Origin of the sequence: Paenibacillus tengchongensis, assembly GCF_008973665.1 — a bacterium.
In the GTDB taxonomy this organism is placed as follows: domain Bacteria; phylum Bacillota; class Bacilli; order Paenibacillales; family Paenibacillaceae; genus Paenibacillus_AQ; species Paenibacillus_AQ tengchongensis.
Genome location: NZ_WACP01000006.1, coordinates 225,917 through 246,873, shown reverse-complemented (window position 1 = coordinate 246,873; position 20,957 = coordinate 225,917). Strand labels below are relative to the sequence as shown.

General features: G+C 47.9%; 24 protein-coding genes. 15 read left to right on the top strand and 9 right to left on the bottom strand.

Annotated elements, in window-relative coordinates; translation table 11 throughout:
* Nucleotides 1–82: 82 nt before the first annotated feature.
* Genes F1381_RS12660 through F1381_RS12650 form a run of 3 tightly spaced genes read right to left on the bottom strand, consistent with a single transcriptional unit; the run spans nt 83 to nt 3,879 of the window.
* The gene (locus F1381_RS12660) at nt 83–709 is read right to left on the bottom strand and encodes a response regulator transcription factor (RefSeq protein ID WP_151735217.1); all 627 of its coding nucleotides are present in this window, start codon (nt 707–709) and stop codon (nt 83–85) included.
* On the bottom strand, nt 702–3,041 hold the full coding sequence (locus F1381_RS12655) for a sensor histidine kinase (protein ID WP_151735216.1): 2,340 nt from the start codon (nt 3,039–3,041) through the stop codon (nt 702–704). The genes F1381_RS12660 and F1381_RS12655 overlap by 8 nt, the downstream gene beginning before the upstream one ends.
* Nucleotides 3,042–3,075: 34 nt before the next feature.
* A complete protein-coding gene (locus F1381_RS12650) occupies nt 3,076–3,879 on the bottom strand; it encodes a CPBP family intramembrane glutamic endopeptidase (protein ID WP_187355317.1) in 804 nt (267 codons plus the stop codon).
* Between the two features lie 234 nt (nt 3,880–4,113).
* On the opposite strand from F1381_RS12650, the gene F1381_RS12645 reads away from it, so the two are divergent.
* Nucleotides 4,114–4,629, top strand: a complete 516-nt coding sequence (locus tag F1381_RS12645; RefSeq protein ID WP_187355316.1) for a hypothetical protein — start codon at nt 4,114–4,116, stop codon at nt 4,627–4,629.
* 92 nt (nt 4,630–4,721) lie between these two features.
* Here F1381_RS12645 and F1381_RS12640 read toward each other — a convergent pair whose 3' ends face one another.
* Complete coding sequence (locus F1381_RS12640) at nt 4,722–5,933, bottom strand: MFS transporter (RefSeq protein WP_151735213.1); 1,212 nt, start codon at nt 5,931–5,933, stop codon at nt 4,722–4,724.
* 198 nt (nt 5,934–6,131) lie between these two features.
* Between F1381_RS12640 and F1381_RS12635 the strand changes: the two genes are divergently transcribed.
* Nucleotides 6,132–6,710, top strand: coding sequence for a TetR/AcrR family transcriptional regulator (locus tag F1381_RS12635; protein WP_151735212.1), 579 nt, complete (start codon nt 6,132–6,134; stop codon nt 6,708–6,710).
* A 73-nt stretch (nt 6,711–6,783) separates the two neighbouring features.
* Here the strand turns inward: F1381_RS12635 and F1381_RS12630 are convergent, their stop codons facing one another.
* Nucleotides 6,784–7,683, bottom strand: coding sequence for a dihydrodipicolinate synthase family protein (locus F1381_RS12630; protein WP_151735211.1), 900 nt, complete (start codon nt 7,681–7,683; stop codon nt 6,784–6,786).
* 191 nt (nt 7,684–7,874) lie between these two features.
* On the opposite strand from F1381_RS12630, the gene F1381_RS12625 reads away from it, so the two are divergent.
* The 3 genes from F1381_RS12625 to F1381_RS12615 all read left to right on the top strand — a co-directional run bounded on the left by F1381_RS12625 (nt 7,875) and on the right by F1381_RS12615 (nt 9,790).
* A complete protein-coding gene (locus F1381_RS12625; RefSeq protein WP_151735210.1) occupies nt 7,875–8,063 on the top strand; it encodes a hypothetical protein in 189 nt (62 codons plus the stop codon).
* Between the two features lie 537 nt (nt 8,064–8,600).
* On the top strand, nt 8,601–9,464 hold the full coding sequence (locus F1381_RS12620; RefSeq protein ID WP_151735209.1) for a DUF4085 family protein: 864 nt from the start codon (nt 8,601–8,603) through the stop codon (nt 9,462–9,464).
* Nucleotides 9,461–9,790 carry a hypothetical protein gene (locus tag F1381_RS12615; protein ID WP_187355315.1) on the top strand — a complete coding sequence of 110 codons (330 nt, stop codon included), beginning with the start codon at nt 9,461–9,463 and terminating at the stop codon, nt 9,788–9,790. Before F1381_RS12620 ends, F1381_RS12615 begins: the two co-directional genes overlap by 4 nt.
* A gap of 279 nt (nt 9,791–10,069) precedes the next feature.
* Here F1381_RS12615 and F1381_RS12610 read toward each other — a convergent pair whose 3' ends face one another.
* Together F1381_RS12610 and F1381_RS12605 are read right to left on the bottom strand one after the other, a co-directional pair.
* Nucleotides 10,070–11,512 (bottom strand): MDR family MFS transporter, encoded by a 1,443-nt coding sequence (locus tag F1381_RS12610; RefSeq protein WP_151735207.1) that lies wholly within the window; start codon nt 11,510–11,512, stop codon nt 10,070–10,072.
* A gap of 150 nt (nt 11,513–11,662) precedes the next feature.
* Nucleotides 11,663–12,118, bottom strand: coding sequence for a MarR family transcriptional regulator (locus tag F1381_RS12605; RefSeq protein WP_425495271.1), 456 nt, complete (start codon nt 12,116–12,118; stop codon nt 11,663–11,665).
* Between the two features lie 81 nt (nt 12,119–12,199).
* Here F1381_RS12605 and F1381_RS12600 point away from each other — a divergent pair, with 81 nt between their 5' ends.
* The 3 genes from F1381_RS12600 to F1381_RS12590 all read left to right on the top strand — a co-directional run bounded on the left by F1381_RS12600 (nt 12,200) and on the right by F1381_RS12590 (nt 14,026).
* On the top strand, nt 12,200–13,072 hold the full coding sequence (locus F1381_RS12600) for a CPBP family intramembrane glutamic endopeptidase (protein ID WP_151735205.1): 873 nt from the start codon (nt 12,200–12,202) through the stop codon (nt 13,070–13,072).
* Between the two features lie 28 nt (nt 13,073–13,100).
* A complete protein-coding gene (locus tag F1381_RS12595; protein WP_151735204.1) occupies nt 13,101–13,484 on the top strand; it encodes a hypothetical protein in 384 nt (127 codons plus the stop codon).
* A 71-nt stretch (nt 13,485–13,555) separates the two neighbouring features.
* Nucleotides 13,556–14,026 carry a DUF2691 family protein gene (locus tag F1381_RS12590; RefSeq protein ID WP_151735203.1) on the top strand — a complete coding sequence of 157 codons (471 nt, stop codon included), beginning with the start codon at nt 13,556–13,558 and terminating at the stop codon, nt 14,024–14,026.
* 80 nt (nt 14,027–14,106) lie between these two features.
* On the opposite strand, the gene F1381_RS12585 is transcribed toward F1381_RS12590, so the two are convergent.
* On the bottom strand, nt 14,107–14,592 hold the full coding sequence (locus F1381_RS12585) for an SRPBCC family protein (RefSeq protein ID WP_151735202.1): 486 nt from the start codon (nt 14,590–14,592) through the stop codon (nt 14,107–14,109).
* Nucleotides 14,593–14,701: 109 nt separating this feature from the next.
* Here F1381_RS12585 and F1381_RS12580 point away from each other — a divergent pair, with 109 nt between their 5' ends.
* From F1381_RS12580 to F1381_RS12565, 4 genes are all read left to right on the top strand, one after another.
* Nucleotides 14,702–15,580: a CPBP family glutamic-type intramembrane protease gene (locus F1381_RS12580; protein ID WP_151735201.1), complete on the top strand. Its 879-nt coding sequence runs from the start codon at nt 14,702–14,704 to the stop codon at nt 15,578–15,580.
* Nucleotides 15,581–16,330, top strand: coding sequence for a MerR family transcriptional regulator (locus tag F1381_RS12575; RefSeq protein ID WP_151735200.1), 750 nt, complete (start codon nt 15,581–15,583; stop codon nt 16,328–16,330). It begins immediately after the preceding gene.
* 99 nt (nt 16,331–16,429) lie between these two features.
* Nucleotides 16,430–17,398, top strand: coding sequence for a helix-turn-helix transcriptional regulator (locus F1381_RS12570; RefSeq protein WP_151735199.1), 969 nt, complete (start codon nt 16,430–16,432; stop codon nt 17,396–17,398).
* Between the two features lie 81 nt (nt 17,399–17,479).
* Entirely contained in the window at nt 17,480–18,025 is a 546-nt protein-coding gene (locus F1381_RS12565; protein WP_151735198.1) for a ribonuclease FAU-1 family protein, read from the top strand.
* Between the two features lie 206 nt (nt 18,026–18,231).
* Here F1381_RS12565 and F1381_RS12560 read toward each other — a convergent pair whose 3' ends face one another.
* Entirely contained in the window at nt 18,232–18,456 is a 225-nt protein-coding gene (locus tag F1381_RS12560) for a helix-turn-helix domain-containing protein (RefSeq protein ID WP_151735197.1), read from the bottom strand.
* 172 nt (nt 18,457–18,628) lie between these two features.
* On the opposite strand from F1381_RS12560, the gene F1381_RS12555 reads away from it, so the two are divergent.
* The 3 genes from F1381_RS12555 to F1381_RS12545 all read left to right on the top strand — a co-directional run bounded on the left by F1381_RS12555 (nt 18,629) and on the right by F1381_RS12545 (nt 20,874).
* Nucleotides 18,629–18,910 (top strand): DUF6809 family protein, encoded by a 282-nt coding sequence (locus F1381_RS12555; protein WP_151735196.1) that lies wholly within the window; start codon nt 18,629–18,631, stop codon nt 18,908–18,910.
* A 183-nt stretch (nt 18,911–19,093) separates the two neighbouring features.
* Nucleotides 19,094–19,879: a hypothetical protein gene (locus F1381_RS12550; RefSeq protein WP_151735195.1), complete on the top strand. Its 786-nt coding sequence runs from the start codon at nt 19,094–19,096 to the stop codon at nt 19,877–19,879.
* 143 nt (nt 19,880–20,022) lie between these two features.
* Nucleotides 20,023–20,874, top strand: coding sequence for a hypothetical protein (locus tag F1381_RS12545; RefSeq protein WP_151735194.1), 852 nt, complete (start codon nt 20,023–20,025; stop codon nt 20,872–20,874).
* The last annotated feature ends 83 nt before the right edge of the window (nt 20,875–20,957 follow it).

Below are 20,957 nucleotides of genomic sequence, written 5' to 3'. Positions count from 1 at the left end.
ATATTTTTAGACTCTTGCTTTCCTCTTAAATAAAACAATCACGTTTACATAATGCTCACCTTCCTTTTTTTTCGGAATTTGTTCACCGGTAAAAATCTGGTCCGATGATCCCGAGCTGGTAGCCCCTGGCGACTGCACCGACCCGCGACTTAACCCCCAGCTTCTGGATAACCGCACTCAGGTGATATTCTACTGTACGCTGGCTGACCGCCAGATCGCGGGCAATTTCCCGGTTGTTCATTTCCTTGGCGACCCGCAGCAGCACTTCCCGTTCCATCGGCGTCAGCTTCTCTTGCGCTGAAGCGCTGAATATACGCTCTGGTACAAGCATATGCCCCGACATGCTCTGCCGCACCGCATGAATAATCTGCCCATAGGATGCCTGCTTGGACAAATAAGCGTTCACCCCCAGCTCGTAAGCCTTACGGTAAAATTCGTCATAGGTGTAGCCGGACAGCATGATGATTTTCAGCGGGGCGCCATATTCCTGCTTTAACAGAGCCGCCAGTTCAAAGCCGTCGATATACGGCAGATTCACATCGAGGATCAGCACATCCGGTTTCAGGGAGCCGATCTTCTCCATCAAGCGCCGAGGGTCTGCAAAAGCTTCAATCACACTGATATCCTGTTCCTGCTCCAGACGGGCCCGCAATGAATCCATGACGAGGTGATGATCATCAATCAGAATGACCCGGATACAATCATCCATAACGTTGTTCCTCCCGGCAGTTGTATTGCGGCGGCAGCCGCAGTGTAATGACGGTTCCTTGCCCGGGACCCGACAGGATGTCCATTTCTCCGCCTAAATGCCCGATCTGACTGTTGACGGAGACAAGTCCCAGATGGCCGCCGTTCATATAAGCAAGCTGCTTAGTGAACGCCGCCGCATCAAACCCCCTGCCATTATCGGTGATGGTGCAGCAGATTTCTTCTGTAGGCATTTGGATGAAGCAGACGGAGAGCCGGCTGGCTCCGGCGTGCTTCTGCACATTGTGGATCAGTTCGCGGATGATGCGGAACAAATTGGATTTCAAGAGGGGGGCGGGCGGAGCCGCGGCACTCCAAAGATACTCCAGCGAGACCTCCAGCCCGCTGCTGTCTTTAACCGTCCGCAGCAGCCATTGCAAGGACTCTTCGAGACTGGCTTTGTCCACAATGTGCGGGTACAGTTCATCGCACAGCCGCCGGATCTCCTGCTGGGAGGTGTCCAGACATTTGAGCCATGTTCCCAGTCGCCTGGAGTCCACCGTTCCCCGGTCGGTCAGCTCCTCCAAATCCCGGGCCAGGAAGATCAGGTTCTGAAGAAGCTGGTCATGCAGACGATAAGAGAGCCGGATACGCTCACCTTGCTGGGCTTCCAGAAGCAGGTGATTGGCCGACCGGATGTCGGAGACATGGCGTTCATATACGGCATTTTGCTCTTTGCTGAGCTGAAGTTCCCCGTGCATGACGGCCATCTGTCTGGCATTGACCAGCAACCGGACAGCTTCGATGCAAAGGTCCTCGACCAGTTGCTTTTCTTCGGAGGAGAACAGGGACTGATTGAGTTTAGATCCCAGGCACAAATAGCCTTCACCGCCAGTATCCGCCGGAGCGGAAAGAGCAGCCACATGCGCAAACGGACGTCCGGGATTCCAGAGGCTCGGATGCATTAGAAGGTTGTCTCGATCCGTGATGGTAATGCCGCGTATTAAATCCGCATATGTCTCAGTTCCGTGAATAATCGGTTGTACGTTTTGATCCTCTTGCCAAATGATACAGATTCCTTCTACATCCACTATGTGGTGCAGCATTTCGCAGATCAGGCCAAGAATATCCCGGATGTTCTGTTTATTGGCCGCCTGCAGCGATAGTGTATAGGCTTGGCGTTCCAGCCACTGCTTCCTTCCCTCTGTGCGCTGCTTTGTCCTTCCGGCTGCATTCCGGTAGGCCCAGGTTCCGGCAATGAAGCAAATAAACAAAATAACGACGCCAACAGGTTGCTTAACCCGTTGTGCCAAAGCGAACAAAGCGAACACGCCACCGTAGTAGACGGAATGCAGAATCATCCGGGGCAGGTAAACTTGCATGTCCGCCATGCTTCGTTTGTTTAACACATACAGCAGAAGCACAGACAGCGGTACAAGACCACTTAGGGCATATTCGGGGGCGATCACATACGACGAGGTCAAGAGATTTGGCAGTGCATAGAGCAGCAGATATGGCAAAAGACCGGCGGTCAGGCCGGCGGCAAGGACCAGTGCATGATTCTTCTCCGCCTTCTCCAGAGATCTCCAATAGATAGCGATGGTGGCGAGGAGCAGCAGCATCGCCGGCAGCAGAATCAAATGAAGCGTTCCCCGGAACCAGCCGGGAATTGCAGGACGGGTCACCGCCCAGAGGGCACAGCCGGAGAGCAGCATACTAAACACCCGGATTATCGTTAATGCTCTCGCCCAGGCTTGGGGGATCGCCCGCAGTACGAATGATACACAGAAAGAGAGCAGCAAATAAGGCAGCCAGACGGACGAGAGGGCCAAAATCAAGTTCGACACAGCCATCTCGGTCGAATATACAGCCAGGATCACCAGCGCTATCACCACATTCAGCAGCGAAAATTTGCGCACCGTGGAAGAAACGGGGTTGGCCCGGTGGGCCAGCCAGGCGATGATGAGCAGCAGTGCTTCCAGAAGCATGGAGAACAGGATTTTCCAGATATCGGAGCGGGTAGCTTGAAACCTCAGTTCATAAACAGAACCGTCGCCGCTCTGGAATACTGCCGTATTGGCTTGGGTCAGCGAGGTTTGGGTCAGGCCCGCATACTTGGTATGGGCGGCAATCCCGTCCACCGACACCACCCCATCTCCGGGATGCACTTGTCCCTGGGCTGCATGCCCTGAAGGGTCCACGCGGATTACTCTCCAGCCGGTATTGCCTTGCTCAAGCACAGCTCCAATATAGGGATGCCGGAGGGTCTCCGAGTGAACATAACCAGCCAGGGACAGAAAGATTAGGGCAAGCGCAGCGGTGAGCATTGCGAGCTTCGTTCGGCTTGATAACATGAGTCAATCCTCTTTCATTCATCGTGTTAGAGAGTCAGACGCCTACCAGATATAGCGTTACCGCGCCCCACAGGGTGTTGATATAGATATGGAACAGAATCGCCCCATACAGATTCTTGCGCAGTTTCACCAGAATTTCGCAGGGAATGACCAGGGCCAGCGGAACAAAAGCCCAATTCACCGGCGCCTGCCACATGTGATACAACTGGAACAGCACACTTACAATCAGCCAGTCGCCGCGGAGCCGCCCGATCTTCTTCAGCAGAAATCCGCGGAAATACATTTCCTCACCGATAAAATTCCCGATCAGCCCGATCACCAGCAGCGGCCAGGGAAAATCATAGTACCCCTGATGATAGATATGCCATTCTCCCATATGCAGCGCCGGAATAGAATCCAGGAAGGCGGATAAAGGCGGGAAAATCCATTTCATATAGGGCAAGGACAGCAGAGTGAACATTACCGTTATTATAGGAAGAACTAAGAGTAGTCCCTTGCTGTCGGCTCTCCGGAATCCCAGGTAAGTTAACGTCTGTTTCCAGGTCAGCTTATCTACAAATTTTAGCATGAACAGTGGAAAAAGAATATGCCAGCCGCTAGCCATCACTGCCAGCACCAGAAATTGCACATCATGGCTGGACAGCCCGGTGAGCTCCATCAGCCAGGGGCGCAGCGGATAGATCAGCAGATAGGCCAGGAAACCGGGGAGGATAGCGCAGCCTAAGTAGAAGAGAATGCTGATGCGGCTCTGTGCCTCATGTTCACGCAGGAACTTATCGTATTCGGGATCGGATCTTACAAAATAGGCGGCAAGTTTACGGGTCCATGCGGGTGTCATAACGAACGCTCCTTTTACGGGTAATGGGGTTAATTGGAGAATAGCATGGCCGGAACCATCCGTTATCCGTACACCACGCAGAATTCCCGGGGAGCCGCGCATGATTTTTGCGGGATCGCGAAACCAATTGCTGTGATATTTTGGCAGGAGCTTATAACGTAAGAAACGGGCAGGAGTAATCCAATGCCGCGATGCGGCTGGGAGATATGGAGCCGATCGGGAGGAGGAGCACCGTTGAACCGTTATGAGGGTATAGGCGTGAGTGCGCTCAAATACGGAGTGCTGAATTTCGTACTTATATTTAATCATCTACTGCTGTTTGTTATGGGACCGGATGGGGGAGGGACGGGCGACCGGGAAGAAGGGCTGGGATTTTATACCGTTCATTGGGTAGTCTTGATTTGTATATTTGCGGGTTATGGGTTGTATGCAATCACTTCCGGAAGAGCACAGAAGCGCATAAGAGCTTTAACCGCGCTCCCTTTACTAGTCGCCTCAGTAGGTATTACAGGTCTGTTGATCTATTCCCTTAGTCAAAATAAGGACATATACGATACCGGGGGATTCTTCAATGAACTGGGTGCACAGGTGCTGCAGCTAAATGTGGATGCTCTAATGGTCCTGATCTATGGCTTGATCGGGTTCGCGGTGCTGATTAGTACGATTGGGGTTGTAGCAAGAAGAAGATTCTCGATACCGGCTTTACTATTAAATGTATTATTGCTCGCAGTGTTTATAAAGATCGATTGAAAGATTGACTACAGAAAAGAAAACCAAAGCTGCTGAAGAACCGTTTCCGGCCGGAAACGGTTCTTCTTTCTGCGGGCAAACTGCTCTCATTCTTAGGTTAGACGTCTGGTTAGAGCCCAGAAGAGCAGGGCTATCGTACTCACACCGGCTCCAAGCCAGCATACCCCGCTCCAGCCCGCATATGCGTAGATACTCGTCGCTGCAATTGAACCTATGGCACTGCCGATAGAGTAAAAAATCATATAAGCAGCTGTTAGCCGGCTCCTTGCTTCGGGACGCACATTAAAAATCATGCTTTGGTTCGTGACGTGTACGGCTTGCACGGCCATATCCAGAAGGAGAATGCCGAAGACAAGAGCTGTCAAGGAATGCCCGGTATAGCTGATCGGCAACCATGACATAAGCAGCAGAGCCAGTGCGATTCCCGTTGTGAGTTGTCCCCGGCCACGGTCGGCCAGCCGCCCGGCACGAGCCGCACCTAGCGCTCCGGCAGCTCCGGCCAGCCCAAACGCTCCAATCGCGGAATGTGAAAGGGACAGCGGAGGCAGGCTGAGCGGTAAGACCAGCGAGGTCCACAGGATGCTGAATGCGCTAAAAATAAACAAACAAAGCATTGAGCGGATACGCAGCACCCGTTCTTCTTTAAACAATAAGATCACGGAACGAAGAAGCTGAAAGTATGTAAGAGATTCCTTTGGCCGTTCATTCGGCAAAAGCCTGAGCAGGATAAGTGCAACGATAAGCAGGCACAGCGCTGAAAAAAGATAAACGGAACGCCAGCCTGCCAAATCCGTTAACACTCCGGCAGCGGATCTTGCCAGCAGAATGCCAATCACGACACCGCTCGTTACCCTGCCTACGATACGTCCCCGTTCCGAGGGTGCAGCCATCGTTGCTGCGTATGCAACCAGCGTTTGCGTGACCACGGCCAACAATCCTGCGGCTGCCATCCCCGCAAACAGAATGCCGGTACCCGGAGCAGAAGCTATGACAGTCAGCGCCAGTACAGACAATAACATTTGCCCTGAAATCAGCCAGCGCCTGTTGACTAGATCTCCCAGAGGTACAAGCAGCAATAAGCCTAACGCATAGCAGGCCTGTGTGACTGTAATGACGATTCCGACGGACGACCGGGCAATTCCGAATTCGCCGGCGATGACGTCCAGAAGCGGCTGGGCGTAATAAATATTGGCAACAGAAAGCCCGCAGGCTATGGCAAACCATAAAGCTAATTTGTTTGAAATGAATACAGGCTGCTGAGCATCGGATTGCTTTTCTCTTACTGGTATTTCGGTACCGGCCATTATTTATTGAGCTCCATTCTTAGCATATTCCAATATGTACTTAAGAGTATAATATACTAAACGGTACAGTATAGTTATGCCTAAAAATAACTCCAACAATCAATAAAGTCAAGAGATTTAGGAAGAGATTTGACAATTTTTGATACAGTAAATATAATTTATTCTATACTTGTTGGTATATTATGAGGAGGATACATAATGGTTCGGCTCCGGGAATTTGATAAGGAGAAAGCGCTGGATGCGGCAATGCATGTCTTTTGGGAAAAAGGGTTTGAGGCAACTTCCTTAACGGATTTGACTATGGCAATGTCTATTCAACGGCCTAGTCTTTATTTGGCCTTTGGCGATAAACAACAGCTCTTTGAGACTGCCTTGCGAAAGTACACGCAGTGGCATGCCGCCACGATACGGACCAAACTGCAAAGTAAAGCCTCGGTGCGGGAGGCGTTCCGTGGATTCTTCAGCGATTTAGTTGAGGAAGAGTATGCTGGAGCAGGTACACTGGGATGCTTTTGTATAAATACGATGGTTGAGCTTGCGCCCCGGGACGAGAAATTCGAGATTATTACGCGGGAACATCAGAACTATCTTGCAGTCCTGTTTCAGGAAACCATTGAACGGGGGATTCATACAGGTGAGTTGCAGCAAGACCTTAACGCCAAGAAGCTGGCACAAAGTTTAGTTGTGTCGTTAGTAGGGATTACCGTGATGATGAAGGCGCGGCCGGAGCGCACATTTATCGATAATGCCGTAGCAGTAGCATTATCGTTGCTGTAGGAACGGCGGACACCTATTTAAAGAGGCTGTCTCTTATGGAGACAGCCTCTTCGTGCTTCCTGCCGGTATACAGTTACTGCTTCGCAAATTCAGCTTCATCGAGAAAGGCGAATAGCTGCTTCGCCGCCGTCCCGCTTAACGGTTGGATAGGCAGCGGCAAAGCCGACCCTGGAATGAGCCCCTTCCACTCCGCAGCGGCCGCCATTACCCGGAGGCTGCCATATTGGGTGAAGAAAGACCACAGGGGAGCCAAAGCTTGGGATAAGCGGAGAGCTTCATTGTGATTCCCGTTCAGCGCGGCCCGTGTGATATCCAGACATACCTCCGGAAACAATCCGGCCAGTGCCGAATACCAGGCTTGGCAGCCGGCGGCTAATCCCAGTGCAGCAGAAGCGTCACCGCTAATTCCGAGAGTTACATGTTCAGGCAACAAAGCGCGTAGAAGGTCCACCCGGCTCTTAGCCTCAGCTTGGCTGGGCGGCAGCGGCGGGATTTTGACCGATTGAACGTTAGGAAGCTGCGCAATTCGACCCAGCAGTTCGTCACTGAAGCGGAAATGAGTGGTGGAGGGATTCTCATAGACGCATAAGGGGATGGACAACGTTCGGGTGACCGTTTCATATAACGTGAATACTTCCTCCTCCGTTAATGGCTGATAGGAGAGCGGAGCGAGCAAGACGGCGCTAGCCCCCGCCTGCTGGGCATCATCCGCTAGTAGCAGAACGTCGCGGGTACGCAGAGCGCCAATGCTCACGATCACCGGAATCTCTGCGGCATGCGCTACAGCTAGTTGTGTGACGCGTTTACGTTCTTCGCGGGTGAGATAAGCGTAACTCCCTGTTGAACCCAAAGCGCCGATAGAGTCTACCCGGGCGGCAGCCAAACGCTCGATTAACCGGATGAATGATGCTTCATGAATGCCGGACACTTCGTCCATTGGGGTAAGCGGGAAGGCCGATAAGCCTTTGAACATGATGAGTCACTCCTTATATAACAGGTGAACAGAATAACGCCCATTATAAATGGAATGGCTTCAGGCGGACAGGTCCAATTCTTCATTTTATAATAGTGCCAATATGCCATTTGGGTATAGGAATCCATTGCTGGCGTTACAGATATTTCAATTTGGTTAATGAGCATTATCGTTATAGGAGGTGGGTCTTAATGAACATCGGAACGAAAAAAATGCTGCAAGCCATATTATTAACCGTTATTCTGGTTGCCGGGATATGGGCCAATGTACAGCTTGCTTACCCTGTGTGGGTGAAGATTCTCCTCGTAGGGTTCTTGATAGTTGCTTGTATATTGAGCTACAGGAATTATGCCCGGAAGTTAGATCGGGAACAGGCATAAGTAATTCCTTGTGGAGGAAGAGACACGGAGGCCATTTCACTTGAGCGAAGCGACGATGACTGGATTCATTGTACAGTGAAGAGGTGATTGAGGATGTATAAGGCATTTAAAACCCTATTAATATCCGCAATGGCTGTAAATGGCCTGTCGTTCTTGTTTTTCTTTCTGCTTGCCAACCGATTCTTTAAATATGGGTTTATAATGGACGTGATTAGTACCGTAATCTTATCTATGTTTGGAATACCTTCTGTTGCCTTAATCATGGGCTCCATGTATGTATTGAAATTTCAATGGACGCCTAGGAGTTGGATAGGGTATGCAGGGCTATCTATCATTAGCGTTGCACTGTTCAGTATTGCCGTCTATTTATGTTCATTTGCCTGGCGTGTATAAGTGGCTAACCAAGCGAACGCTGAAGCTGAAATTCATTGAGTCCGTTGGGCAACCGGTTAGTGACGACTTTTTGACCGAAGAAGATATAAGGGAATTATTGAAATTACATAGATGACTATCCACATGGCTAGGGGGAAGCAGTGCGTGAGATATCTGACCAAAGAGTGGTACGAGCTGTGCCAGCAGCGGAGCCTGGAATTCGGCTTGCGGGCGCATAGAGGAGCAGACGTCCACGACGAAGCGCTGTATAGACGGCTGTATAAACGTAAAGAGAAGGCGTTCCTAAAAGAACAACGCGAAATGTACGATGTGGACCCCCGTTACCTGCTGGCGCATGATGGGGCTGAGATGATTCGGGTGGACCAATACTTCAGCGGTGAAGAGATTGCCGATGAGGATAAATTGATATACCATATGCCGGAAGAAGAGAAAGTGCAGATACATAAGCGGATTGCCGAATATGACGCCCGGCCTGCTTTTGACGAAGTCGCCTGTAAGCAAGAGTTTCAGCAGAGGCAGGAATGGGGGCTGGAAATACACGCTGAGCGGCTGCCGGGTGAGATTTTGCAGCAGATTGCGGATTTACGGGTATTTACGCTGGGCTACTGCACGAAAGATATGCTGCGCCAGTTGAAAGAGTTGAGCATCGAGAATGTAAGAAAGACAGATCAGATCTCACAGGAATACCGTCAGGCACAGCAGGCAGAACCGCTGCCCGAGGAGCTTCGTAATCATTTCCATTTTCACGATTGTACAGTGACGGAAATGCTCTCCGGTGATGACCTTGTAATCCGCCTCGACACTCAGGGAGGCTTCACCCAATTGAATAAGATTACGTTTGTAGCACCGGATATCATCAAGCAGGACGAAGGCATTGTGGGGAAATTTTGGCTTTATAATGAGCTCTATCGTACTGATGACGGGTATGAGGCGCATGTGCTTTTGGACGGTAAGGAGATGGCTGAATTCATTGTACGATGCAGGGATATTATCATTGAACAAGAATGATGCAATTAGTAGTATATTTGTGGAAATCTACCTGCCAAAGTGCTGATGAGAGGTTATACATGCCAAAATACTGGGAGAGTACCGAGCAAGGAGTTTACACGACACTGCGGGCTTGTGAGGATGAGCACTGTGACGGTGCTAAGCTACTGGATGAAATCATTACTCACTATATCGCTCACTATAAAGCGTCTGCAGTCCATGCAGAAGAAAAGCCAATGATCATTATTGATATTCTGGAACTGGAGTTTAACTGGAAGGAATTTTTGAGCTTTAGAGGAAGACTCGGTATCTATCAACAAGACTACAGTATTTGTCTGACCTTCTGATGAAATAGCATATGCATGAGGATTACCTGAGCAAGCGCCGGGCCACGGGGAAACCGCGTATTCCGGCCCTTTTTCGGCTGCCTTTTCCAGGTATACACGAAATATAAAGCAAGTGCCCGTGAGCTGTTACTGGAGAGAGTTCGCATGATTGATAGCCAGGTGGTAGAGCTCGACAGACAGCGGGTTGACCTTGTGGAGAATCTGGCGGAGGTGGAGCAGGTGCTGAAGCAGATGAATTAACCCCTGACGCATTCAGAATTCATCTGCTTCCCGTTGAAGCTAAAGGCTGCTTGTATCCGCCGCAGGCCCGCTATTAGCGTTCTTTTTTTGCGTGAGGAACAGACTGGGGACAAAGATTAGCGCAAGGACAACGGCAGAAACCAGGAATCCGGCATGGTAACCTTTCAAATTAAGAGCCACCGTAGGCTGCAAACCATGGATATAGGCGGCGACAACGGTTGCGATAACAGCCGAACCAAAGCTTGAACCAAGGTTCTCGACAATCGTAATACCAACCCCGGCTTCGGGAAGCTGCTTGCTGTCCAGGCCGGAATAAGCGCCACTCGTCAACGGAATGCTGATGCCTCCGACACTGGTACCCCGGATAAACAGAACCACGGAAATCCAAATCATACTGGTTTGACCGGTGATAAAGATCAGCGGTATCGTACCTATGAGTGAAAGGGCAAGACTGGCCATAACCACATATTTTACGCCGAGCTTATCAATCCATCTCCCAAGCAAAGGACGGGTAACAAGCATGCCTATGCCCTGAGGAATTAAAGCGAGCGCTGCCTGAATGGCCGTGAAATGAAGGATGCTCTGGAAGAACAACGGGAGGATAAGCATAGGGCCCAGGATAGCGGCATTGGCTAAAAATAAACCGCTGCTGGATGCCAGATAGTTCTTGTGTGCAAACAAATTGAGCGGAAGTACCGTCTGGTTGCTTCGGATGGCATTATATACAAAGTAGATTACGGCTAAAGCAAGGCCAGTACCTGCCCATAGAATGGTTTCGCGGTTGTTAAAGGAAGCGTAGTCCGCTGCTTTCGTAATTCCGTATATCAGTGACGCACTCATTAAGGACAAATTGACAATCCCGAATAGATCGAGCTTGCTGTCTTTGTTGAACGGTTTGAAATCTGGAATGCTTCTCATCATAAGCGGCACAGTAATCAAGACGATGAACACATTAATATAGAAAATCCAATGCCATGATGCGCCTTGTACGATAAAGCCCCCGATTACAGGGCCTAAGATAGGGCCAAAAATCATAGGTGTACTGACAATGGCCATCACTCTTCCGAGGTTTTCTTGTCCGGCGGTCTTCACTAAAAGGGTAAACATAAGTGTAGTGATGATCCCCGCGCTAAATCCTTGAAGTAATCGAAAGACGATGAAACTGGTCACATCCCCGCTCATTCCTGCAGCTATCGAGATTACCCCGAAAGCAATAACCGCGCCGATAAAGATCTTCTTGCCGTTAAATTGGTTCATGAGCCATCCCGATATGGGAACAGCAATCGCGAGGGCCAAAATATAACCTGTAATGGACCACTGAATGATAGCCAATGTCGTGTTGAAGTCCTTGGTTAGCTGGTCGATAGCAATGTTCACCATTGTGGAGTCAAGCATGGGGGCAATGGCTCCCAGTGCAATGGCCCAGGCGGCCATGAGTATTTCTTTTGGTAATCCTGGTTTATTTGTTTTGTCCTGTGACATAGTAGTCTCCTCATATGGCGTCGTTATAGTTTCCTTGTCAACAAAAAAAGTATCATTATTTAGTTTCCTTGTCAACAAAAATATGCAATAAAAAAGCAGCCTGCTCTCATAAGAGCCAGACTGCACGCGGTTTCATGTTCCTTGTTAACCTTATTCTACTGGGTCAATCTCTAAGTTCTGCTTCTTTATTTCTGCATCCAGGTGCCTGCTGTATTTAGCAATGAAGCTAAGCATACTGTCATATTGCTCCTCGGTCACCTGCTCAAAGACGGCTTTATCCCGTTCCTGAAATTCTTTGTGCAGCGCATCATGAATGTCAAATACGGCAATTCCTTGCTCCGTAAGCCGGAAATAGATTTCCTTCTTGTTGTCCGGCTTCTGATAGCTTTCAATTAGCCCCTTCTCGATCAGCTTCTTCGTTAATTTACTGATAGCACCCTTGGTCATATAAAAGGACTCGGCAAGCTTCGTCACATTGGAGTCTGCATTGCGTCCGATATATTCAATGCAATGGACTTCAGTAGGCGTATACCCCTTAAGGCTCACTTCCATCTTGATTTTATTCAGCCAGCGCATCTTGTTGAATACGTCCCTGAATTCCGTCATGACCTGGTCTTGTTTATTCACAGCCTATCCTCCCACCCGCTTGGAACGTTCATTATTATATATTATACCTGAACCAAGCCAATGGAAAGAATGTACACTGCTCGGGTACACACACATCAGGTCAAACGCACTATAAGTGCAGGGAGTGCTATGCTTATTAAAAAAGATAAGAGGTACACTATGACTATTGCCAAAGCAGGAAAATTCATTCTAATTAACGTTATCCTGCTCGTTATCATCTTTGCTTTGCAGAGCCTCTATAACTTCCTTACATATGATCTGAGCGGCCCCATGACATGGGTGCTGAATCAATCCGGGACCTTAAATGCCAATGGGGATTTTATCCGGGCCATTTCCTGGTATCTCTTGCAAATCGGGGTCACCTGCCTGCTCATCCGGTTCATCCTGCACCAAGGGTTACGAGAAGCCGGGTTTAACACGTGGAATGTGCAGCTTAGCAGGAAATACATCCGATATTTTGTGGTGCTGTTCCCATTCATTGTGGCGGCATGCTTAATGCTCATTTATTTCACCCTCGGTCCAGACGCCATCATAGGGCAATATGCCGGCCGGGATGCTGTTTATGCTGTTAAGGACATCGCGGTGTATGGCACATTGCCGGGCTTAGGCGAAGAGCCGTTCTTCCGGATATTCGTCATTCAATTCTTGTTGATGTATGGATTCAATAAGCGCCCTTCACTGGATTCAAAAGCGATACATACGATTATCCTGTTGTCGGCGGTTTATTTCATGCTCGGGCACATCCATATTGGGTGGTCTCCCTTGTCCCTGCGGTATGACGTCATTCAACTGATCACAGCCTTTGTGCTGGGTATCTTCTATGCCGTCACCTATTTGCGTACCCGAAGCATTCTGGCCGCCGTGGTCTGCCACAGCTACTCCGACTTCGTGATCTTCTTGATGGGGTATCTTGTGTATTTCTATCATCAGTAGCCGCCATAACCAGAAAGGGGATGAGTTCATGACTGTATCCATACCAGCCATCGTATTCACCATCTTGATCCTGCTAACCATTATGTTTCAAGCCGCCTTGGCACTCGGCGCTCCGTGGGGAGCCTGTGCCATGGGCGGGAAGTACCCCGGGAAATTTCCGGCGCCGCTGCGGTGGGCATGTCTGATGCAGATCGCAATACTAGCGCTGCTTGCGCTTATTGTGTTGAGTAAAGCAGAAATGATTCTGCCCGGATGGCGTGAAATTGCGGATTGGGCGATCTGGGTTGTGGTCGGGTTTGGCGCGCTCTCTACGTTCTTGAATCTGATTACGCGAAGCGTATGGGAGCGGAGAATCTGGGCGCCTGTAGCTGCGCTGATTCTGATCAGCAGTCTGATGGTGGCTGTTACGTAGGCCGTTCAGCCGAGCCATTGAGATGGATTTTTTCCGAAGGATAAAGTCAATCAGGAAAGAAGGTAAAAATCATGAAGCGGGGCATAACGTTTAAGCTTCCCCATCAGGACGGTCATTTTCTGGCGGACATGCTGAAGCCTGTGGATGTGGCTGCGTACCATTGGTACAACGGGGGAGAGGAAGCCTATTACGTGGAACGTAAGGATAACGGGGACCAGTCCCTTTTCCCGGAACAGGTCTTTGGGATGGACGGGGCTGAGCTGAAGGAGATTATAGGGAATCATGAGTATTATGCTTTCTTTGTGGATCTCAAAGCTTTTCCGAAGGATAAAGAGGTCGTCAATGTGGAGACGTACGAGGAGTATGTCAGCAGTGACTGCCAGCTTGTGCTGTTATTAGCCGACAGTGTGTATGTCACGATCTATTGCAAGAATCAAGCGAAGCTGAAAGCCTTGTATGACAATGCGATCTCTCAAGGTTATAACAAGGTAGAGTACGTTACCGACGATAATGATGCCAGAACAGGGTTGTCTGTGTGGTAGGTAGAATCTTTTTGGAAAAGTTGTTAAAAGGCAGTCCTGAGGTGGAAACATGCATCCTGGACTGCCTTCAATTTATTGAACTAGACGCTTCCGATATAGACCGAGAGATTCTCCAGACTCGACCTCAAGCCTTCGTCATGATCTTCCTTTCGAATTCCTTCAGGCACATTCTCACACAAGATGGTAACAGCAGTGCCCTCCGCAACGGCTGCTAACGACCAGGTCATCGTCATCTCTCCCGCATATGCAAGGTCGTCAGACTCGAATTCAATCAGCTGTACCACCCGTTGATCCGGGGAGAATTCCAGGAATTTGCCCTCAACAACATCCGTATCCTCCGTGGTCTTACCCTGCGTTGAAGCGTCCATTTCCAGATAGGTCAGAGCCATCCGATAAAATCCGCCAACCCGGGCGTCGAACTCCAGCATCTCGCCTTTCATTCCCTTGGGTGGAAGCCACACAGCCAGAGCTGCCGGGTCCACGAGGGCCTTGTAAATTTGTTGCGGGGTGGCCTGGATGATCCGTGTAGCCTTGTCGGTTCTTTTCTTGCCGGGGGTGTTTGTCATGGAATGAACCTCCTTTATAAGTAAGCATAGCCAAGTATAGAACAAGAGTAAATCCATCTTGACCCTGACGTATAGGGGAGGCTTTATACTGAGCAGGGAGGGATGTATTGTGATTCCATTGGCAAGAAATCAGTCAGCAGGGCGTTCGCACAGGGGCGCTATCGCTATTCTGGGCTGGCTGGGTATGACCTTAGGGTTATTTGCGGCTTCGGCCATCGGACAGTGGGTACGGACATCGGGCGGCACGGAAGAATCCGTGCGGTTCATCCAGGCCCTGGTTACAGGCTTAACAATTGTACCCTTGGTTTACTTGACTCAGCGCCGCTTCGGTGTCAGGCTGAATTTATTGCCGGTATCGACGGGAAGCTTGGTCCACTTGTTGTGCGGTTTCGGGCTGCCATTGGCTATGACCGGTGCAGGATTCTTGATTGCCGCCTCTAAGGATTGGATAACAATCACAGGTTGGCACTGGACACCGGAGCTGATATCGGCAGTGCTAATGAATCTGTTCATAGCCCTGCTGTATGAAGCGTTGCCGGAGGAGCTCACGCTTAGGGGACTGGTTTACAGCGGCTTACGGCTAAGGCTGCCTGTTGTGCTCGCTTATTTCGGGCAAATGCTCCTGTTTGTGCTCGTACCGTTGACTGTACTGCTCCTGCAGAAGTTAACGGGGATGCCTGCCGGTAATACGATAACAGCAGACTATGTTATACTTCTGCTCGGCTTCGGGCTGACCTTGCAGCTATGGCGCAGTTTGACCGGATCGTTATGGGCTTCTGTAGGCTTTCATTTAGCCTATCTGACCCTATCCCGATTTGTGGTGATTCCGCGAGACTATGCGGCACTGACTTATACGGAGCAGGAGGCGGGAACGGGCGGGCTGTTTATTTTATTTGGTATGGCTGTGCTGGGTTCAGCAGGTGTACTAATTGTGCTCCTGCTCGGAACAAGGTTGCTTCTAAGCCGGAGAGGAAAAGAGGCGGATTAAATGTACACAGTGGGCCAGCTGGCCAAGCAGACCGGAGTCTCTGTCCGTACACTGCATTATTATGAGAAGCTCGGGCTGCTGCACCCCGCAAGGGGAGAGAGCGGCTATCGCCTGTATGCAGACAGCAGCATCATCCGGCTGCAGCAGATTACGGTTCTTAAGAAGATGCGCTTCACCTTAAGTGAAATCGCTGAAATGCTTAGCCAGTCCGGCGGCGAAGCCGGAAGCCCCGCTGAAGTCTGGGAGCGGTCCTTGGAGCAGCAGGTAGCCATCGTCCGACAGCAGCAAAAAAACCTGCAAACGGTAGAGCATCTGCTCCGCTCGGCACAATACGCCATCAGGGCAACTGGGCAACTAAATACTGCGGAGCTGATGGGCTTCATCCGTGAGCTGGAGCAGTTTCCGGCACCGGATACCGGCAGGCGGGAACGTTATTTCACCGCAGACGAGCGGGCGGAGCTGCCGATTAATGATTTTGACAATCCACTGGTGATGGAGTGGGCGGATATTCTGCGTGACATGAAGCAGCAGTTGCAAGAACCGCCAGACTCTGCAGCTTCGCAGGAGCTGGCGGCCCGTATTGTCCACTATAGTTCACGGCTGTTTCATGGAAATGAGGAACTGGCGGACAAATTCTGGAGCTACGTCACACCTCAAGATGGACAAGATACCGTTATATATGGAATGACTACAGAGGTCATGAATTATATCGAGGAGATTTTGGAGATTTATTATCGTAGTGATAATTAAGGAGACTATATCCTCTCGTTTCCGCAAGTAAAATCAAGCCAGAAAATTTCCATTCCTCTATATTGATTATAGAGTGGTTGAAACGGGGTGAACGGACGAATGTACGAGTGGCACAAGCAAATCCAAATCATCGTAGATGAAATTGACGAGTGTATCAAGCATCGCAACGGGGAAGCAATAACGCTGCGGGTTCTATCCCGCAAGTTAGGGTATTCCGAATTCCATACTACGCGAAAATTCAAGGAAATATCGGGTATGCAATTCAGGAATTATCTGCGGCACCGGAGATTAGCCTTTGCGCTTAAAGAAGTTCGGGATAGTGAAAAAAGCATGTTGGATATTGCTTTTGATTATGGGTTCTCATCCCATGAGGCGTTCACCAGAGCTTTCAAGGGAACCTATGGCGTGACGCCAAGTGAATACCGGAAGAATCCGCTGCCCATCGTCCTTCGTACCAAAATCAATCCGTTCGACCGCTACTTCTTCGGATTCGGGGAGATTGGTATGATAAAATCTACAGAGGATGTTAAAGTTTATTTTGTAACCATTCCCGCACACAAATTTCTGCACATTAAGAACTATGAGAGTAACGGATATTGGGATTTCTGGCAAAAACAAAGCCTTATTCCCGGGCAGGACTGCGAAACCATCTGTGGCTTACTCGACAGCATCACTGGCAAATTGGATGATGATGGCGGAAACGAATCGAACGCCGGCAGCGGTCAGATCATGGCGTACATTAATGACCCGGACGGCAGACTCTGCGATTGGGGGATTCCGCGCACAGAGTGTTATGGTGCACGACTTCCTTCTGAGTATCAAGGCGAAGTGCCACCTCAAATGCTTATGATAGATGTTCCCGAAGCCGAGTATATCGTTTTCGAGCACGGGCCATTCGATTATGAGCAGGAGAATCGCAGTGTGGAGGACAAGATGGAGCAGACCATGGCGGCTTTTGATTTTGCCGGTACCGGTTACTGCTTTGATGCTTCCCCCGGCAGAATCATTTATTTCTATCATAATCCGGAGCGGTTCTGGAAATACATCAGGCCAGTGCGCAAGTCATAAGCATGAATAAGCACCCGCCCTATGTGGCAGGTGCTTGATTACATAGGCAGGCCAATCTCATAGGCAAAGGGAGATGTACACTTGAAGCGAAAATATGGAGACCGTTCAGATTGGAAACGTGTACTGGAAAGAGAATATGCCCAGTCCTACTTAGAAACGGATCATTTTAAAGGCTACGTATCACTTCTGAAGATAGCCAAAGTGAAAGAGCCATTGTACGTAAAATACATTGACCAAAATATTTGCCTTGTAAATGACGGGTACATATGGCTTCAACAATTCCCTTTGGGTAAGCAGCATTCAGTGACTACCATGTTTGACGAGAAAGGGCAGATTGTGCAGTGGTATATTGATATCTGTTCATTGAATGGTGTGAGTGAGGATAACGTGCCTTGGATGGACGATTTGTACTTAGACATTGTTGTGTTGCCATCAGGAGAAGTCATCCAGAAGGATTCGGATGAGCTCGATGAAGCCTTGCTTCATGGCACCATTGACAAAGCTCTATATAACCTCGCAAGACAAGAGGCGAATTTGATTAATTCCCTTATCAAAGACGGGAGCTTCACCTTGCTGCAGCTTTCGGAGGAACACAAAGATATTCTTTTACTTAAGCTCCAAAAGTAAGCTTCAGGGAGAATGTCTTTGAGTTTGAATGGCAAGAGGAAGATCTGGAAGACAGGTCCCGATATTGTGGGTGAGAATCGGGGATGAGCCGCTAACGTAGGGTTCGCTTGTTTGGGGAAATAAGACTAGCCAGCTATTTAAGCTGACGTGGATATGGAACAAGCTCTGTGGAGTGGCCATTAGAGCTTGTTTTTGTTGTGGCGCTGTTATCCTTTTTGGCTAGGATAGCGCTTGGGGGTATTCGTTTGACCAAGAAGGTAGTCGATGCTCACTTGATGGAAATCTGCCAGAGTGATTAATACAGCGCTCGGCACATCTAAGTTCCCGTTCTCGTACCGGGAGTAGGTAGTCTGACTGATATGTAACAGCTCAGCCATTTGCTGCTGTGTTAGGTCTTTGTCTTCACGTAGATTGCGGATTCTTGAGTACATGTCATCACCTGTGACAAGTTTACTTTATGCGAAAAATGCATATTGATATTTATGCGTTTTTCGCATAAAATTTATACTTAAACAGGCGTCCGTAATCCATTTGATTTTGCATAATCAAGCTATAAGGAGAGTCGATTGCATAATTGATCAATTTCATACAAGGAGGGGAGTCATGAGTAGAGTTTTGGAAGACTTATTTTATGGAAATATCAGGCCTGACGAGAATATTCATCCGAAAAATTCCGAATACCAGGAGATTAACCGCAAAATATCAATATTAATTGAGAACTACCACAAGAAGCTACCGCCGCATGAATATGATGAGCTTGAACGGTTACTTGATTTAATGGGCCAGACGACCTCCATGTATTCTGCTGCCGCGTATACCGAGGGTTTCCGGCTGGGGGTAAAGATGATGATTGAGGTAATGGGGGCGGAGGAAGGAGAAATATAAGATTAAACAAGCCGAGCGGTAATACGCTTCGGTTTTTTGTTTTGGAGTAAATTTGTCTATCTAAATTGGGAGAAGGAAAAATATAGATTTTGTAGAAATATTGAGAATGGTGTAACTTGTGTGTCGAAAAATTACTGAAAAGTGATTCATCAGAAAGTAGAAATGTAAGAGGTGTATACGCGAATGCTGGAGCAGATTTTTGAGTATTTTAAAACCAATCCGGGCTGGTCTTTAGTAATTACTATTGTCAGTACGGCTCTGGTCTGGTTGTACAAAGAGTTTAAACTACTGTTAAATGCGGACCAGAAGAATAAATTGGCACTGGTTCAAAAGAAAATGGATCTGTATTCCGTCGTTGAAGCCGCAGCGGCCCAAGCAATCAATCGACTAGGCGATCCCGTAGCAATTCAGTATTTATACACCAAACTGGGTGAGGCGAGTGCTTATTTTACACCGGACATTCGTACTGTGATTCGTGATTACTACGAACGGCCAGATGTTTTGTTATTAAGGACCTTAATGACCTTTATCAAAGTAGAGTCCAACAAGCTTGAAAAGGAAAAAGACAAATTAATGAAACTAGATATTTCAGGTGATATGGTTGAGACCATTTCTCGGTTGTTTAGACCATTAAAGCCGATACTTTTATTGTTTGGAACAGTGTTACTAGCATCTGTATTCTTACTCAATTCCCTTCAAGAAGAAGAGATTATCGGTAGTATCTCTTGGGTTATAGCATTTCTAACTATGGTATTCAGCCTTACGCTAATTTTCGTAATAATATCGTCCTTGTTGGACGGAAGTTTAGGGATTAGAGGGGCATACAGATGGGGATTAAGTATCGCCATCATTACATGTCCAATACTGTGGTTGCTAAATATAAAATTTGCAATTTTTTCTTTAGGAGTACAACTTATTTCAATGGTTTTATTTGCAAAAAGTAAACGGAAGGGACTTATAGTGACTTGAACTCATTGATTTTGAGCACGTGACTTTTCGGTCGCCATACTTTTACCATGTTCAAAGAACATCGATTGTGAGAAATTATCAGTAACCTCTACGATATGCTGTGAATTATTTAGATGAAATAATTACTAAGGAGGTCCTCTAAGATGGTTGCTTGGTGGGGAGACGATGAAGATAACTTGTTCAAAATGAGGTATGGTTTTGATGATTTAGAGTTAATAGGGGACCATATGTTCACTATTGGCGTGCCTTCAAATTCTAATGAAACTTTTAGAAAATACGTTTTTGCAGCAGCCAAGGCTTACAACTTAGGAATAAAAATGGATTATACATATAAAAAATATAGCTCGAATTGGAATCTAGTAAATCAAGATGAAGATGTGATTTTAATTACAAGTGCATTGAACATGATAAAGGAAACTTTCATAGATAATCTTGATTATATTATGTCTATAAAGAATAAACCTGATGACTTTAATCTTTTTATGTGCAGTGCATCTTTAGTCCGTCTACAAAATACTTTTAAGTCGGCGTCGATTTTAATCAAAAGTTACATGCATTTTGAGGCTGTATCAATGCTACGAATTATTCTTGAGCAATTAGCTTGGATCTTTACTGTACACAATTCGATACAAATATGTACAGATATAAAGCCTACAGCGTGTATAAAGAACTTAAAGAAAATATATCCTTTAATCGGAAATTTGTATGGTGAATTGAGTACCGGTGTGCACATGTCTTCAGATAGCTTTACTAAGTTTGTAAGACTCGATGATGATGATTTTTCAATCCATCTTACTGATATTGAAGAAGCAAAATATGATGCATTCATATTAATTTACTTATTAGACGTGTTTAGCGTGGTTGGTGAATTCGTATATGCTAATTTAATTACTGAACATCGGTTTATTCAAAAGGTTGGAGATTTGTTTGAGTTAAAGGAGGATAGGATGACCAAATTACTCTTAGATAAATATATTAAACTACTACGAAAGTAATTATGAGTTTATGTTCTTTACACTTTTGGAAAGCTGCTCTTTTATCGGGTCTTCAAAGAAACTACGCATGAAAGGAAATACAG